Genomic DNA, 14,211 nt, shown 5'->3' with positions numbered 1-14,211 from the left:
TAAATGAGGACAACAATGGACGTCAGCCGCAGACAATTTTTTAAAATCTGCGCGGGCGGTATGGCCGGAACAACAGCCGCGATGCTGGGATTCGCTCCCAAAATGGCGCTGGCTCAGGCGCGCAACTATAAACTGCTGCGTGCCAAAGAGATCCGTAACACCTGCACATACTGCTCCGTGGGTTGTGGGCTTTTAATGTATAGCCTGGGCGATGGCGCGAAGAACGCCAGAGAGGCCATTTATCATATTGAAGGGGATCCGGACCATCCGGTGAGCCGTGGGGCACTCTGCCCGAAAGGGGCGGGACTGCTGGACTACGTTCACAGCGATAGCCGTCTGCGCTATCCGGAATACCGCGCGCCGGGTTCCGACAAATGGCAGCGTATTTCCTGGGATGAAGCCTTCTCCCGGATTGCCAGACTGATGAAAGCCGACCGCGACGCCAACTTCATTGAGAAGAACGCGCAGGGCGTGACGGTGAACCGTTGGCTCTCTACCGGCATGCTGTGCGCCTCGGCGGCCAGCAATGAAACCGGCATGCTAACGCAAAAATTTGTTCGCTCCCTCGGGATGCTGGCGGTTGATAACCAGGCGCGCGTCTGACACGGACCAACGGTAGCAAGTCTTGCTCCAACATTTGGTCGCGGTGCGATGACCAACCACTGGGTTGATATCAAAAACGCCAACGTCGTGATGGTGATGGGTGGCAACGCCGCTGAGGCCCATCCGGTGGGTTTCCGCTGGGCGATGGAAGCGAAAAACAATAACGATGCGACGCTTATCGTCGTCGATCCGCGCTTTACGCGTACGGCATCGGTGGCCGATATTTATGCACCGATCCGCTCCGGTACGGACATTACGTTCCTCTCGGGCGTGCTGCTGTATCTGATTGAAAACAATAAAATCAACGCGGAGTACGTAAAACATTACACCAACGCCAGCCTGCTGGTTCGGGATGATTTTGCCTTCGATGAGGGGCTGTTCAGCGGCTATGACGCGGACAAACGTCAGTACGATAAATCGTCCTGGAACTACCAGTTCGATGAAAACGGCTATGCCAGACGCGATGAAACCCTGAGTCATCCACGCTGCGTGTGGAACTTGCTGAAACAGCACGTTTCCCGCTATACGCCGGACGTAGTAGAAAACATCTGCGGTACGCCAAAAGCCGACTTCCTGAAAGTGTGTGAGGTGCTGGCCTCTACCAGTGCCGCCGACAGAACCACCACGTTCCTGTACGCGCTGGGCTGGACGCAGCACACCGTTGGTGCGCAGAACATCCGTACCATGGCGATGATTCAGCTGCTGCTCGGCAATATGGGCATGGCGGGAGGCGGGGTAAATGCCTTGCGCGGTCACTCCAACATCCAGGGCTTAACCGATCTGGGTTTACTCTCGACCAGCCTGCCGGGTTACCTGACGCTGCCGTCGGAAAAACAGGCCGATCTGCAAACCTATCTCACGGCCAATACGCCAAAAGCGACGCGTGCGGAGCAAGTGAACTACTGGAGCAACTATCCGAAGTTCTACGTCAGCCTGATGAAATCGTTTTATGGCGATGCGGCGCAGAAAGAGAACGACTGGGGCTTTGAGTGGCTGCCGAAATGGGACCAGGCCTACGACGTCATCAAGTATTTCAACATGATGGATAAGGGCAACGTCACGGGCTATATTTGCCAGGGCTTTAACCCGGTAGCGTCCTTCCCGGACAAAAACAAAGTGGTTCGCAGCCTGAGCAAGCTGAAGTACATGGTCGTTATCGATCCGCTGGTGACGGAAACGTCTAACTTCTGGCAGAACCACGGCGAGATGAACGATGTGGATCCCGCATCAATTCAGACCGAGGTCTTCCGCTTGCCGTCTACCTGTTTTGCCGAGGAAGACGGGTCGATCGCCAACTCCGGTCGCTGGTTACAGTGGCACTGGAAGGGGCAGGATGCGCCGGGTGAAGCGCGTAATGACGGTGAAATTCTGGCCGGGATTTACCATCGCCTGCGTGAGATGTACCGCACCGAAGGTGGCAAAGGCGCTGAACCGTTGCTGAAGATGAGCTGGAACTATAAGCAACCGGATCATCCTGAATCCGAAGAGGTGGCCAAAGAGAACAACGGCGTGGCGCTGGCCGATCTCTATGACGCCAACGGCAATCTGGTGGCGAAGAAAGGCCAACTGCTGAACAGCTTTGCGCTCCTGCGCGATGATGGTTCCACCGCGTCGTCCTGCTGGATCTACACCGGCAGCTGGACCGAGCAGGGCAACCAGATGGCCAATCGCGATAACGCTGACCCGTCCGGGTTGGGCAATACGTTGGGCTGGGCCTGGGCGTGGCCGCTAAACCGTCGGGTGCTGTACAACCGTGCGTCGGCGGATATCAACGGTAAACCGTGGGATCCGAAACGGATGCTGATCGCGTGGAACGGCGCGAAATGGGCGGGGAATGATATTCCTGACTTCAACACCGCGCCACCGGGCAGTGAGACCGGGCCGTTTATTATGCAGCCGGAGGGGCTGGGACGCCTGTTTGCCCTCGACAAGCTGGCAGAGGGGCCATTCCCGGAACACTACGAGCCAATGGAAACGCCGCTCGGCACGAACCCGCTACACCCAAATGTTATCTCCAGTCCGGTCGTGCGTATCTACGCTGACGACGTGTTGCGTTTAGGCAAAAAGGACAAATTCCCATATGTGGGAACCACCTATCGCCTGACGGAGCATTTCCACACCTGGACCAAGCACGCGCGGCTTAACGCCATCGCGCAGCCGGAACAGTTTGTGGAGATAAGCGAAACGCTGGCGAAAGCGAAAGGGATTGCCAATGGCGATCGCGTGACGGTGAGCAGCAAACGTGGCTTTATCCGTGCGGTTGCGGTGGTCACCCGTCGTCTGCAGACATTAAACGTGAATGGTCAGCAGGTGGAAACCGTGGGTATCCCGCTGCACTGGGGCTTTGAAGGTGTGACGCAGAAAGGCTATCTCGCCAATACCCTGACGCCAAACGTTGGCGATTCCAACTCGCAAACGCCGGAGTACAAGGCGTTTCTGGTCAACATCGAGAAAGCGTAAGGAGCGAGTAAATGGCGATGGAAACACAAGACATTATTAAACGCTCCGCGACCAACCCGATAACGCCCGCGCCGCGCGCGCGGGATTATAAGGCCGAAGTCGCCAAGCTTATCGATGTCTCTTCCTGCGTGGGCTGCAAAGCCTGCCAGGTGGCTTGTTCGGAGTGGAATGATATCCGCGATGAGGTAGGGCACTGCGTTGGCGTTTACGACAACCCGGCCGATCTGAGCGCCAAATCCTGGACGGTGATGCGTTTTAGCGAAACTGACCAGAACGGCAAGCTGGAGTGGCTGATTCGAAAAGACGGCTGTATGCACTGTGAAGATCCGGGCTGCCTCAAGGCCTGCCCGTCTGCAGGCGCCATCATCCAGTATGCGAACGGAATCGTCGACTTCCAGCAGGATAACTGTATCGGCTGCGGGTATTGCATTGCGGGTTGTCCGTTTAACATCCCGCGCCTCAATAAAGAGGATAACCGGGTATACAAATGCACCCTGTGTGTAGACCGCGTCAGCGTCGGGCAAGAGCCTGCCTGCATCAAGACCTGTCCAACCGGGGCCATTCACTTCGGCACCAAGAAAGAGATGCTGGAGGTGGCGCAGCAGCGCGTGGACAAACTGAAAGCGCGCGGCTACGACAAGGCGGGCATTTACAACCCGCAGGGGGTGGGCGGTACGCACGTGATGTATGTTCTGCATCACAATGATCAGCCGGAGCTGTACCACAATCTGCCGAAAGATCCGGCGATCGATACCTCCATCAACCTGTGGAAAGGGGCGCTAAAACCGCTCTCGGCGGCGGGCTTTATCGCCACCTTTGCCGGGCTGATTTATCACTACATCGGTATCGGGCCGAATAAAGAGGTGGATGACGACGAGGAGGAGCATCATGAGTAAGTCGAAAATGATAGTGCGCACAAAGTTTGTCGATCGCGCCTGTCACTGGACGGTGGTGATCTGCTTCTTCCTGGTGGCCGTATCCGGAATTTCGTTCTTCTTCCCGACGCTGCAATGGCTGACGGAAACGTTCGGCACGCCGCAGATGGGGCGTATTCTGCACCCGTTTTTTGGCGTACTGATTTTTGTGGTGCTGATGTTTATGTTTGTGCGTTTCGTCCACCACAATATCCCGGACAAGCAGGATATTCCCTGGCTGAAGGGCATTATTGAGGTCCTGAAGGGGAACGAACATAAAGTCGCGAAGGTCGGTAAATACAATGCCGGACAGAAGATGATGTTCTGGAGCATCATGAGCATGATTTTCGTCCTGCTGGTGACCGGTGTGATCATCTGGCGTCCTTATTTTGCGCAGTACTTCCCGATGCAGGTCATCCGCTACGCGCTGCTGATCCACGCAACCTCAGCCATCATTCTGATCCATGCCATTTTGATCCATATGTATATGGCATTCTGGGTTAAAGGGTCGATTAAAGGCATGATTGAAGGGAAGGTGAGCCGCCGCTGGGCGCAGAAACACCACCCACGCTGGTACCGGGAAGTGGAGCGACAGGAAGCGAAACAGGAGAGTACGGAAGGGATGAAGTAAAACGTCCTGCGCCGTCGGCTTTGCCCGGCGGCGCTTCGCTTGCGCGGGCCTACGTTATGTGTTCGTCACTAACGCATCTATCGCCGCAATGACGGTACTTCTTGCGCTGCGAAGATTACATACAAAATTTTTATTATTTAATTTCTTTTTCTCCACGTGTGTTATGCCAGCGGTGTTGAGAAAATATCTCTCAAATTCAATGTTTATTAATGGTGTGGCGGCGTTGTAATGCCCATGTAAGTTATTATGATGGCTTAAAGGAACAATCAGTCTTGTTGATAAATCATCATAATAGTCATGTTGTATTATCATAAAATAAGGCTGATATTCGCGCGTTTTGTCTGAGGGGTTACGATAAACATCGAACTGAAAGCACATTAAAGCCCTCCAAAATAAGGGTCATCTGATAATAATCCCGCTTTAGCAGTAAATTCATTCATGGCTTTTATGAATTCCTGATCCTGATAGTGTTGGCGTTTGCGTTCCTCTGGAGTCAAGGCCTGACGCGGTATTCTCTCTGTCCGGGGTGGTCTGCCACTACCGTTTTCTGTTCGGTTTGGTTTCATTTTTTAGCCTCCTTTGTTGGTGCGGTCATTATCAACCGCAGCCAACAAAAAACAATACCGTTTCCCCTGGTAATCTTCATTATGCGAGCCGTCTTCCAGCTTATCAGAATTTCTCCGCAATATATCGGAAAGGATATTTTGTCGGTTTGACTTTGCCAATTTTGCGCTTCGGCAAATCCACTTTTTCAACGTGAAGTTCTTTATACGGGATCTGCGAAAGCAGATGGGAAATAATATTCAACCGCACGCGTTTTTTATCTTCCGAGCGCGCCACAAACCACGGTGCCCAGGCAGTGTCCGTGGAGGCAAACATGGCATCCCGCGCTACGGTGTATTCATCCCATAAATTGAACGATTTAATATCCATAGGCGATAATTTCCAGATCTTGCGGCCATCGTTAATGCGATCGCGTAGCCTGCGTTCCTGTTCTTTCGGCGTCACTTCAAGCCAGTATTTCAGCAAAATGATCCCGGCATCGACCATCGCTTTTTCCATCACCGGTGCGCCATCAAGAAACTTTTCAACCTGTTCCGGCGTGCAGAACCCCATCACCCGTTCAACGCCTGCGCGGTTGTACCAGCTGCGGTCAAAAATAACGATTTCACCGGCAGCGGGCAGGTGCGGAACATAACGCTGGAAATAGAGCTGCGTTTTCTCTTTCTCTGTAGGCGCAGGCAGCGCGACAACCCGGAATACGCGCGGGCTGACGCGTTCGGTTATCGCTTTTATGGTCCCGCCTTTACCGGCCCCGTCGCGTCCCTCAAACACGATGCAGACTTTCAATCCTTTGGCGACAACCCATTGCTGGAGTTTGACCAGTTCAACGTGAAGGCGACGAAGCTCTTTTTCATACTCTTTTGTTTTCAGAGGGGCATTTTTAACGACATCAACAGCGACGCTGGTTTTCTTGTTACTTGCCATGATTGTCATCCTCAGGTTGTCCGGTCGCGGGGAAGAAGCGAGGCCGCATTAAGAAGTGTAATTCACCTGAATTAATGGATTAACGTGTCAGTCTGCTGATTTGAACTGGCTCACCATACAAGATTATTCAATAATGCCCGCTGCGAATTTTCACTCGTGGTTGTGGTATGAAAAAGACAATTTTCTCGTTAGCCCTTAGCACGTTTGGCCTGGGCATGGCTGAATTTGGCATTATGGGTGTCCTGACGGAACTGGCGCATGATACCGGTATTTCCATTCCCTCCGCCGGAAATATGATTTCGTTTTACGCCTTTGGCGTGGTGATTGGCGCGCCGATTGTGGCGCTGTTTTCCAGTAAGTTCTCGTTAAAAACCACGCTGCTGTTTCTGGTTGCCCTGTGTGCGGTGGGCAACGCGATGTTTACCTTTTCCACATCCTATTTTTGGCTGGCGGCAGGGCGCTTAATCTCGGGGTTCCCGCACGGCGCAATTTTCGGCGTGGGGGCGATTATCCTCTCGAAAATAGCGCCACCGGGTAAGGTGACGGTGGCCGTGGCGGGGATGATCGCCGGGATGACCGTGGCGAATCTGGTGGGGGTTCCGTTTGGAACCTGGCTGGGGCATACATTCAACTGGCGTTATACCTTTTTCCTGATTGCCCTGTTTGACGCACTGGTGATCCTCTCGGTGCTGGTGTGGGTACCAAACCTTCATGACGCATCAGAAATAAAACTCACCAAGCAGTTTCACTTCCTGAAAAAACCGGAGCCGTGGCTGATTTTCGCTGCCACCATGTTTGGCAACGCTGGCGTTTTTGCGTGGTTCAGTTTTGTGAAGCCGTTTATGGTCAATGTCTCTGGCTTCTCCGAGGGGTTGATGACGATCATCATGATGTTAATGGGCCTCGGCATGGTGCTGGGTAACCTGCTGAGCGGGAAACTATCGGGTCGTTTCAGCCCGCTGCGTATTGCTGCCACCACCGATATGGTGATTGTCGCCTCACTGTTAGTGCTTTTCGCCTTTGGCGAACAGAAAACCGCGTCGCTGGTGATGGGGTTCATCTGCTGTGCCGGGCTGTTCGCACTCTCTGCACCACTGCAAATTCTGCTGCTGCAAAATGCGAAAGGAGGGGAAATGCTTGGTGCCGCAGGCGGACAGATGGCCTTTAACCTGGGCAGTGCGATTGGCGCGTATTTTGGCGGAATGATGATTACGCTCGGTTTTAGCTGGAGCTATGTCACGCTACCGGCGGCGATATTATCCTTCCTGGCGATGAGCGCGCTGCTGGCGTATGGCTATTTGCGCGCCCGGCGGGCTCAGTCTGGTACTCGTGCGCTGGCCTGAATGCCGGAATGTGGTCATAAAAAACCGCTCCATAAACGGAGCGGTTAGCGGAAACGGACCGTTACGAGCGTAAATCAATCACCATACGGCCGCGGATCTGGCCCTGTTCCATCTCTTTGAAGATGGCGTTGATATCTTCCAATGGGCGCATCGTCACTTTTGGCACCACTTTGCCTTCGGCAGCAAACTGGAACGCTTCCTGCAGATCCTGACGGGTACCAACCAGCGAGCCGACCACCTGGATACCGTCCAGCACCAGACGGGGGATATCAAGGCTCATGGCTTCCGGCGGCAGGCCAACGGCCACCACGCGGCCACCGGCACGCACCGCGTCCACCGCCGAGTTAAACGCTGCTTTCGCGACCGCGGTTACCACAGCCGCATGCGCGCCGCCGGTTTTTTCCTGCACGATTTTAGCGGCATCTTCGCTGCGGGAGTTGATGGTTAAGTCTGCCCCCATGCTCGCTGCCAGCTTCAACTGTTCGTCGTTAACGTCAAGGGCGATGACTTTGGCGTTGAAGACGTTTTTCGCATACTGCAGCGCGAGGTTACCCAGTCCGCCCAGGCCGTAGATCGCAATCCACTGGCCCGGCTTGATATGGGAGACTTTTACCGCTTTGTAAGTGGTGACGCCGGCACAGGTTATGCTGCTGGCCGCAGCCGAATCCAGCCCGTCAGGCACTTTTACCGCGTAATCCGCGGTGACAATGCACTCTTCAGCCATGCCGCCATCAACGGAATAACCGGCGTTTTTCACATCGCGGCACAGGGTTTCGTTGCCGGTATTACAGTATTCACAGTGGCCGCAGCCCTCAAAGAACCACGCGACGCTTGCGCGGTCGCCGACTTTCAATGACGTCACGCCAGGCCCAACTTCTTTCACGATCCCAATCCCTTCGTGGCCCAGGATCACACCGGTTTTATCACCGAAATCGCCATTTTTGACGTGGAGGTCAGTATGGCAAACGCCACAGCACTCCATTTTGAGCAGGGCTTCGCCGTGCTTCAGTGGGCGTAAGGTTTTTTCGGTAACATTGACCTGATGATCCTGTGTAACAACAGCAGCCTTCATAGGTTTCTCCTTGTTTTTGATGGGTATGTGTATCGCAGGGGAATACTACTTAAGGATTAATAGTTTAGAGGAGTTATGCAAGGCGGCGGCAACATAATGTCACCAATTGATGCGATTTCAGATTAAGAATACAGCGATCCTCTAATAATTAGGGGGGAATTCACTGGCCCGGCGAGAAGCTCGCCGGGCACAGATCTACAGTTTTGCTTCTATCACCTCAATCTCTTTGCGCCATTGCGCCTGCAGATGTGGTTTCTGATGCTTAGGCTTACGCGCCAGGTCTTCTGCCAGTAGCGTTTCCAGCGCGATCAGCCTTTCAAGCAGATCGTCCGAGGCTTGCGCTTTAACATCCGCGACTGCGGGTGACGCCGACGACGCCATCAGGCCTGTGCGTTCACGCAGCCGTTCGAATACCGCTTCGGCGTCATGCCATTCGCTAAGCAAACCGTCCTCAATCAGCCAGAAGCGATTGCAGCTTTGGGCGATCAGCTGCCGGTCATGGCTGACCAGCAGCACTCCGCCGTCAAACTGTTGCAGGGTAGTGGCCAGCGCCTCTTTGCCTTCCATGTCCAGGTGGTTGGTAGGCTCATCCAGCATCAGCAGGCTATAACGGGCAAGCGTCAGGCCGACAAACAGCAGGCGCGAACGCTCCCCGCCGCTGAGGGTGCTGACCTTTTGCCCGTGACGCGCCCACGGGAACCCGGCGCTGATAAGCGCCATCTTGCGATCCTGTGGCGCTGGCGCAAAAGGCTCCAGCGCGTCGAAGATCGTTGCCTCATCCGGAAGCTGATTCAGCGTCTGGTCGTAATAGCCTGGCGACACGCGAGGATGGAGTTTTAGCCCAGCCTCTGACGGTTCACCTGAGAAATGCCGCCAGATGAGCTTCATCAGCGATGATTTGCCGCAGCCGTTACGCCCGACGATAGCCACGCGATCGCCACTTTTCAGCCGCGCAATGTCGACGTGAAACAGGTCTGGCAACCCAGGTGCAGGCGGTACGCCGAGGTTTTCCATCTCCAGTAGCCGGTCTGCCCGCAGGGCATCACCACGCAGGGTTAACGTCCACGGACTGCCTGCCGTGAGCTCTGTCTGGCTCTCCTTTAGCCGCTCGACCTGTTTTTCCATCTGTTTGGCTTTGCGGGCCAGATCTTCGTTATCGTAGACCTTGCCCCAGGTGGCCAGCCGTCTGGCACTGGCGGTTACGCGGTCGATCTCCTTTTGCTCCGCCTTATGCCGCAGCGCATCGCTTTCGTCTTTCGCCACCAGCGCCTGGCGCGCGGCGGTGCAGGGAAGGGCGAAGTAGTGCAACATCTTATCGCGCAGGATCCAGCTGCCGTTGGTGATGGCATCCAGCAACTGCCTGTCGTGCGAGACCAGTACAAAGCTGCCGGACCAGTTCTGTAAAAACTGCTCCAGCCAGAGCATGGTAGGCAAATCGAGGTGGTTGCTCGGCTCGTCCAGCAGTAACAGATCCGGCTCGCCGATCAACGCCCGCGCGAGCAGGAGACGCGTGTGTTGCCCGCCGCTCAGCGTCGCCGACGTTAAGGCCATGTCCTGCGGCGTAAAGCCCATACCCGCCAGCAGCGTTTCAGCTTTCCAGCGCAGGCTCTCGCGCTCAGTCGTGGGCAGTTGCGCCAGTACGGCGTCCAACATGGTCAGGGGATAAATGGCTTCTGGCAGATGTTGCTCAACGCGTGCCATCAGACAGTGTCCGGCCAGCGCGACGCTTCCGGCAGCGGGAGAATCTGTGCCGTCCAGCACCTTCAGCAGCGTACTTTTGCCGCAGCCGTTATCGCCCAGCAGGCCAATGCGGTCGCCTTTTTTCAGCGTAAAGGAGAGGGAGTCGAAGAGCGTGCCAAACGCCGTATCAACACGTAAAGATTGTGCAGTGAGTAAAGTGCTCATTGTTGCTTACCCAAGAGTTACAGGCATGTTTATGCCTCGTCAAACATCGCTGACGATAACTCAGTAAGCCCGAGAGAAGGGATTTCAGGGGTTGGTGTCTTCGCTCAAGCAGAAGTTATCGCAGCACGATACCGATAACGCTTGAGCTGGTGCGATCACCAAATGCATGTGAAACATTGAAAATTTCACAGTACAGCATAATTGGCCTCCTTATATATTCAGTGGGTTAATGGATGAAAGGAGTGTAGCGGGGGAAAGGCGGTTTGGCTAGGGGGGCGAATGTAATTCCCTCTCCCGGTGGGAGAGGGAACGGTCGGAACACAGTGTTAGATCGAAGTACGACGGTAGCTGCGGTATTCCGGCATCCAGAAGTTGTCGTCGATGGCCTGCTGCAGCGCGTCGGCAGAGGTTTTCACCGCCACACCCTGCTGCTGGGCCATTTTCCCGACCGCGAACGCGATAGCACGTGACACCTTGTGAATGTCTTTCAACTCTGGCAGCACCAGGCCTTCGCCATCGTTCACCAGCGGCGAGTGGCCCGCCAGGGTTTCGCTTGCCGACATCAGCATCTCATCGGTAATGCGCGACGCGCCGGAGGCGATCACACCCAGACCAATGCCCGGGAAAATATAGGAGTTGTTGCACTGGGCAATAGGATAGGTTTTGTCCTTCCACACCACCGGATCGAACGGGCTGCCGGTTGCGACCAGCGCGTTCCCTTCGGTCCAGGCAATGATGTCCTGCGGCGTTGCTTCCACGCGCGAGGTCGGGTTGGAGAGCGGCATCACGATAGGGCGTTCGCAGTGCTTGTGCATCTCACGAATGATCTCTTCGGTGAACAGCCCCGTCTGACCGGAGACGCCAATCAGGATATCCGGCTTCACGTTGCGCACTACGTCCAGCAGAGAGAGCACTTCGTTGTCGGTGTCCCAGTTCTTCAGATTCTCACGTTTCTGCACCAGCTTGGTCTGGAACGGCAGCAGGTTTGGCATGCCGTCGGTCAGCAGGCCGAAACGGTCGACCATGAACACGCGGGAGCGCGCCAGCTCTTCGCTTAGCCCTTCACGCTGCGTCTGGGCGATAATCTGCTCGGCGATACCACAACCCGCAGAGCCTGCGCCCAGGAAGACAATTTTCTGATAGCTCAGTTGGCTGCCTGCCGCGCGACTGGCGGCAATCAGCGTGCCGACGGTGACCGCGGCGGTGCCCTGAATATCATCGTTAAAAGAGCAGATCTCATCGCGATAGCGGTTCAGCAACGGCATCGCGTTTTTCTGCGCGAAGTCTTCAAACTGCAGCAGCACGTCCGGCCAGCGGTGCTTGACCGCCTGGATGAAATCATCGACAAACTGATAGTACTCATCGTCGGTAATACGCGGATGACGCCAGCCCATATACAGCGGGTCGTTAAGCAACTGCTGGTTGTTGGTGCCCACATCCAGCACCACCGGCAGGGTATACGCCGGGCTGATGCCGCCGCAGGCGGTATACAGAGAGAGCTTACCGATTGGGATCCCCATGCCGCCAATACCCTGGTCACCGAGACCCAGAATACGTTCGCCGTCGGTCACCACGATCACTTTGATATTGTGATTCGGCACGTTCTGCAGAATATCGTCCATGTTGTGGCGGTTCTGATAAGAGATAAAGACGCCACGGGAGCGACGGTAGATCTCTGAGAAGCGTTCGCAGGCGGCACCCACCGTTGGGGTGTAGATCACCGGCATCATCTCTTCGAGATGATTTTGTACCAGACGATAGAAGAGGGTTTCGTTGGTGTCCTGAATGTTGCGCAGGTAAATATGTTTGTCGATTTCGGTTTTGAAACCCTGATACTGGATCCACGCGCGCTCTGCCTGTTCTTCAATGGTTTCCACCACTTCTGGCAGCAAACCGAGCAGGTTGAAGCTGCTGCGCTCTTCCATGCTGAAGGCGCTACCTTTGTTGAGCAGGGGGAATTCGAGTAATACCGGGCCGGCATAAGGGATATATAGGGAACGATGTTTTTTCAGTTTGTTGTCCATGTCACTCACTCTTTTTTTGAAGATCCGTCCCTGACACTGCTGTTTGTCATCTTTCTGGCCTGTGCGATGGGGTGCGGTCAGGCGGTATTATAAAGGAGCTAAATATTAATTACCGCAACACATAAACAAAAACACCATCGGTTTTGCCGATGGTGTTGAGGATCTCTCCTGGGAACTTACTTGCCCGCGTGGCGTTTTCTGCCGGTGGCGTGAGTGACCTGTGTTTCACTGTCGCCTTCAATCACCACTTTACGTTGATTAGAAAGCTTGTAGTTCAGTCCCAGTATATGGCGTGCCTGACGGTTCGATTTCATGTTAACTCCTCAATCCTGTTGATAGTTTTAAGGACCAGTTCGCTTACGCAAACGAAATGTAACCCCTTAGGTTGCAGATCCAGCTTAGCAGGTTTTTACAAAGGTGCGTTTTGCCCGCTGACGACGTAGTTAATGGTCTGCTGGTAGATGTCACTGAGGATGTCATTGTCTGTGGATTCCACCCACCTGGTCAGTTCCATCAAAATGTCATCTTCAGTCACAGCACCATGCTCGGCGTGAAGACCCTGTGCAATCGCGTTAACGAGTTCAGGTTGTGCTGCTGCAGTATTGGCCGGGTAATAAGTAAACATGCTGCCTCCGTGTCGTTGTCTGTTTAATGGTACGGCTCGCAAAAAATTTAATTCACAAACAGAATGGCAAATATTTTGGCCGCTGTGTCTAAGATTCATCTTAGAAATAAAAATGACATAAGTGCATGCTTTTATGTGCTTTTAGAATGGTAGGATATATTGAGGGTTTGCCGCGAGGATATTTTGCAGGTGCTCCTGCTATCACTGAAATATAGCAGGAGCAGATTTTACATTACCACTTCATTTCGCCGGTATTCACTTTGGCGCTTAATTCTAGCGAGCTCTCTTCAGCCAGACCCGGATACTGTTTTTTCATGGCGCTGATCACGCCTGTCGATGTTTTATGTTCTGACAACGCCTGTTCGAAGCGCTGGAGATAATTACGGGTAAAGTCGAGAGCACCGCTCCCTGCCGGTGGTGTTCCCAGATAGTGACCCGGGATCACGCGTTCAGGCTTATGTGCCGCCATGCTTTCCAGCGTCTGTTGCCACTGCTTGCGGTTGGCTGGCGTCTGGGTGTCTGCCGTCCAGACGTGGATACCCCAGGCGACACCGGTACCACCGAGGATAGTTTTTGCCGAAGGGATCCAGACATAGGCGGCGTAGCTTTCTGGCTGCTCGATATCAATCTTCTCGCCGTCCACCATGAAGGTAGTGGATGCCAGCACCTGCGGAACGATAAGTTTGGTTGGTGCACCGTCTTTCATCTGCGGCCCCCAGAAGGCAAGCTTGGCGTCTTTGGTGGCCTTGATATGGTCAACCACCTGCTGTGTGGCCACCACTTTGGCATTCGGGAAGGCTTTCACCAGCGGTTGCAGACCAAAATAGAAATCCGGATCGCCAGAGGTGATAACGATTTTGTTCAGGGTTTTCCCGCTTTTGCGAATTTTGTCGACCAGCGCTTCGCCATCTTTGACGCTGAACTGGGCGTCAAACAGCACGGCCTCTTTTGGACCAGAGACCAGCGTGGAGGAGACCGCAAACATCCCTTTGTCCTGCGGGTTATAGGTATCAATGGTTAATGGCGCAGCCAACACCGCGGGCGTGATAAGTGTGGAGAGCAGAGCAAGGTGAGTGAATTTCATTCTGATGTCTCTGTTGTTCAGGAAAGTCTTTATTGTACGGATATTCGCATTTGCCAGAATTC

13 protein-coding genes are annotated in these 14,211 nt (G+C 54.3%); 4 read left to right on the top strand and 9 right to left on the bottom strand.

The features are described 5' to 3' along the window. Positions 1–15 precede the first annotated feature (15 nt). The 3 genes from fdnG to fdnI are packed head-to-tail and all read left to right on the top strand — an operon-like array spanning position 16 to position 4,608. Positions 16–3,063, top strand: coding sequence for a formate dehydrogenase-N subunit alpha (gene fdnG, locus AC2FAK_RS12725; RefSeq protein ID WP_095455258.1), 3,048 nt, complete (start codon positions 16–18; stop codon positions 3,061–3,063). Positions 3,064–3,074: 11 nt separating this feature from the next. Next, entirely contained in the window at positions 3,075–3,959 is an 885-nt protein-coding gene (gene fdxH / locus AC2FAK_RS12720) for a formate dehydrogenase subunit beta (RefSeq protein ID WP_320736873.1), read from the top strand. After that, positions 3,952–4,608 carry a formate dehydrogenase-N subunit gamma gene (gene fdnI / locus AC2FAK_RS12715; protein ID WP_013096526.1) on the top strand — a complete coding sequence of 219 codons (657 nt, stop codon included), beginning with the start codon at positions 3,952–3,954 and terminating at the stop codon, positions 4,606–4,608. The genes fdxH and fdnI overlap by 8 nt, the downstream gene beginning before the upstream one ends. Positions 4,609–4,662: 54 nt before the next feature. Here the strand turns inward: fdnI and AC2FAK_RS12710 are convergent, their stop codons facing one another. From AC2FAK_RS12710 to ppk2, 3 genes are all read right to left on the bottom strand, one after another. After that, positions 4,663–4,986, bottom strand: coding sequence for a CcdB family protein (locus tag AC2FAK_RS12710; RefSeq protein WP_095455257.1), 324 nt, complete (start codon positions 4,984–4,986; stop codon positions 4,663–4,665). Continuing rightward, positions 4,986–5,174 carry a type II toxin-antitoxin system CcdA family antitoxin gene (locus AC2FAK_RS12705; protein ID WP_095455256.1) on the bottom strand — a complete coding sequence of 63 codons (189 nt, stop codon included), beginning with the start codon at positions 5,172–5,174 and terminating at the stop codon, positions 4,986–4,988. The genes AC2FAK_RS12710 and AC2FAK_RS12705 overlap by 1 nt, the downstream gene beginning before the upstream one ends. Before the next feature lie 103 nt (positions 5,175–5,277). Continuing rightward, entirely contained in the window at positions 5,278–6,096 is an 819-nt protein-coding gene (gene ppk2 / locus AC2FAK_RS12700; protein ID WP_013096528.1) for a polyphosphate kinase 2, read from the bottom strand. Positions 6,097–6,263: 167 nt separating this feature from the next. Here ppk2 and araJ point away from each other — a divergent pair, with 167 nt between their 5' ends. Continuing rightward, complete coding sequence (araJ, locus tag AC2FAK_RS12695; RefSeq protein WP_095455255.1) at positions 6,264–7,439, top strand: MFS transporter AraJ; 1,176 nt, start codon at positions 6,264–6,266, stop codon at positions 7,437–7,439. 61 nt (positions 7,440–7,500) lie between these two features. On the opposite strand, the gene adhP is transcribed toward araJ, so the two are convergent. From adhP to AC2FAK_RS12665, 6 genes are all read right to left on the bottom strand, one after another. Then, positions 7,501–8,511, bottom strand: a complete 1,011-nt coding sequence (gene adhP, locus AC2FAK_RS12690; protein ID WP_013096530.1) for an alcohol dehydrogenase AdhP — start codon at positions 8,509–8,511, stop codon at positions 7,501–7,503. A 195-nt stretch (positions 8,512–8,706) separates the two neighbouring features. Next, positions 8,707–10,416, bottom strand: coding sequence for an ABC-F family ATP-binding cassette domain-containing protein (locus tag AC2FAK_RS12685; protein WP_095455254.1), 1,710 nt, complete (start codon positions 10,414–10,416; stop codon positions 8,707–8,709). A gap of 326 nt (positions 10,417–10,742) precedes the next feature. Continuing rightward, entirely contained in the window at positions 10,743–12,440 is a 1,698-nt protein-coding gene (locus AC2FAK_RS12680) for an NAD-dependent malic enzyme (protein WP_013096532.1), read from the bottom strand. A gap of 176 nt (positions 12,441–12,616) precedes the next feature. Then, the gene (gene sra / locus AC2FAK_RS12675; protein WP_013096533.1) at positions 12,617–12,754 is read right to left on the bottom strand and encodes a stationary-phase-induced ribosome-associated protein; all 138 of its coding nucleotides are present in this window, start codon (positions 12,752–12,754) and stop codon (positions 12,617–12,619) included. Positions 12,755–12,849: 95 nt separating this feature from the next. Then, positions 12,850–13,065: a biofilm-dependent modulation protein gene (bdm, locus tag AC2FAK_RS12670; RefSeq protein ID WP_008501713.1), complete on the bottom strand. Its 216-nt coding sequence runs from the start codon at positions 13,063–13,065 to the stop codon at positions 12,850–12,852. A gap of 232 nt (positions 13,066–13,297) precedes the next feature. Continuing rightward, on the bottom strand, positions 13,298–14,149 hold the full coding sequence (locus tag AC2FAK_RS12665) for a Vmh family MBL fold metallo-hydrolase (protein ID WP_095455253.1): 852 nt from the start codon (positions 14,147–14,149) through the stop codon (positions 13,298–13,300). Positions 14,150–14,211 lie beyond the last annotated feature (62 nt).

It is taken from the genome of Enterobacter cloacae complex sp. 394F7 (assembly GCF_057320385.1).
Note: the sequence above shows the minus strand (reverse complement) of the source record. Positions and strands in the feature narration are given on the sequence as shown.